The sequence below is a fragment of the Eudoraea sp. genome (assembly GCF_049665975.1).
In the GTDB taxonomy this organism is placed as follows: Bacteria; Bacteroidota; Bacteroidia; order Flavobacteriales; family Flavobacteriaceae; genus Eudoraea.
This window is the reverse complement of the sequence record NZ_JBATGR010000343.1, coordinates 1-2,356: the sequence shown is the minus strand read 5'-3', so window position 1 is coordinate 2,356 and position 2,356 is coordinate 1. Positions and strand designations below refer to the sequence as shown.

Genomic DNA, 2,356 nt, shown 5'->3' with positions numbered 1-2,356 from the left:
TTTTACTGATAGGGTTGAGGGAGATTGCTGGCATCCATATAAGATTGCGAGTCCAAGCAATAAGTTTAAGTAGTTGATTTTTCTGGTCATACCGCAAGATAATATTTTATAGTTTCCAATCAAAGAGTATGTATTTCTTTACTATATAGGTAGTACAGACAAATTTCTGTTGGCTTTACCATAAAGCTATACGCTTTTAGAAAGAAAGATTTCATGAATTTTTCATCATATTCTCCTTGTATCCACTAACTTTTTTCCTAGTTTAGGGTGTCTAAACCTGATTCTTATGACCAAGCTTTTCTCACTTTTTTTATTGATATTCCTTAACGGCAGTCTTTGGGCACAGGACCGGCTCACGGGGGAAACCTTTACGACCCGATCTGAAATCCTTGCCCGCAATGGCATGGCTGCCACGAGTCAGCCTTTAGCTACCCAAGTGGCACTGGATATCCTCAAAAAGGGTGGGAGTGCCATGGATGCTGCCATAGCGGCCAATGCTGTGCTTGGTCTTGTGGAGCCTGCCAGTTGCGGTATTGGCGGTGATATTTTTGCGATTGTCTGGGATGCAAAGGAAGAAAAGCTTTACGGTTTTAACGGCAGCGGCCGGGCACCAAAATCGCTAGCCATAGAATACTTTATGGACAGGGATATGAAATATGTTCCCCTATATGGACCCCTTCCGGTATCTGTTCCCGGTTGTGTAGATGGCTGGTTTGTTTTGCATCAGAAATTTGGAAAATTGCCTATGGAGGAGTTATTACAGCCGGCGATAAATTATGGCCGGGAAGGTTTCCCCGTATCAGAAGTCATTGCCTATGAAATGGGCTATGCATCTGAGGGCATGGAAGACTTGCCTGGCTTTGCGACCACGTATTTGCCCAATGGACGCACACCAAAAAAAGGCGAAATTTTTAAAAATCCTGACCTAGCCAATACCTATGAAATGATTGCCAAAAAGGGGCGCGATGCTTTTTACAAGGGAGAGATTGCCCGTACCATTGACGCCTTTATGAAAAAACACAACGGCTTCCTTTCCTATGAAGACCTTGCCAGCCACAGGTCTAATTGGGTAGAGCCTGTATCCACTTCTTACCGTGGTTATGAGGTCTGGGAATTGCCCCCTAACGGACAAGGCACTGCGGCCCTGCAGATGCTTAATATTTTGGAGGGCTATGACATTGCTTCCATGGGTTTTGGTAGTACTGAATACCTGCATCTGATTACAGAAGCTAAAAAACTGGCTTATGAAGACAGGGCTAAGTTCTATGCAGATCCGGACTTTAATCAAATTCCCTTAACCCAACTCTTGTCTAAAGAATACGCGGCCAAGCGACGTTTACTCATCAATCCGGATAAAGCATCGGATGCCTTTTCAGCCGGAGACCTTGAGATCGAGACTGGGAATACTACCTATTTAACCGTAGCGGATAAGGACGGGAACATGGTGTCTCTAATTCAGAGTATCTATTCCGAATTTGCCTCCGGGATGGTACCAGATGGTCTTGGCTTTGTTTTACAAAACCGCGGACAGATGTTTAATGTGCAGGATAAGAACCATGCAAATGCGCTGGAACCTGGAAAGCGTCCTTTTCATACTATAATTCCCGCCTTTATTACCAAGGATGGGAAACCATTGGTAAGTTTTGGACTTATGGGCGGAGCAGTGCAACCCCAGGGACATGCACAGATTGTAGTAAATCTGGTAGACTTTGGGATGAACCTTCAGGAAGCCGGGGATGCCCCCCGAATGAGGCATCGAGGCAGTTCTCAACCTACAGGATCTGTGATGACCAATGGGGGTACCCTAAACCTGGAAAGCGGCTTTGACTATAAGAACATCAGGGAATTGCGAGAAAAAGGCCATCGTATTTCCTTTGCCGTAGGAATTTATGGGGGTTATCAGGCTATTGGGGTAGATGTAGAAAACAGGGTCTATACCGGGGCCTCGGAATCCCGTAAGGATGGGCAGGCGGCAGGTTATTAGGTTTGTTACAGAATGAATATTTTTAATACTTCAATGAAAAGAATCTTACATGAACAATTTGGAATAAATGCCATAAAGGTTGAAAGACTAAGCGGATTAGACAATGCTAACTACCTCGTAGAAACGCTTACGGAAAAATATATTTTCAAAACTTACCCTTATTTTCAGGATGCATTGTCATTAGTAGATGCAGAAAACAACGCACTTCTATTTCTACAAAACGAAGGCCAGAGGAACATACAAATTCCCATTCCTTCAAAGAACCAAAGCTATACAGCTTTAGTGAATATCGATGGGCAAGAATGTATCTGTAGAATGTTATCCTATCTGGAGGGTAAGTTTCTGGTGGAAGTGCCGCATTCAAAAAAGTTA

Annotated in this window: 1 protein-coding gene and 1 pseudogene; both read left to right on the top strand. The window is 43.8% G+C overall.

The features are described 5' to 3' along the window. The first annotated feature begins 286 nt into the window (after positions 1 to 286). Positions 287 to 1,984 carry a gamma-glutamyltransferase gene (ggt, locus tag WBN20_RS11890; protein WP_424271986.1) on the top strand — a complete coding sequence of 566 codons (1,698 nt, stop codon included), beginning with the start codon at positions 287 to 289 and terminating at the stop codon, positions 1,982 to 1,984. Between the two features lie 33 nt (positions 1,985 to 2,017). Next, a pseudogene (locus WBN20_RS11885) lies at positions 2,018 to 2,356 on the top strand (aminotransferase class III-fold pyridoxal phosphate-dependent enzyme); the annotation flags it as partial.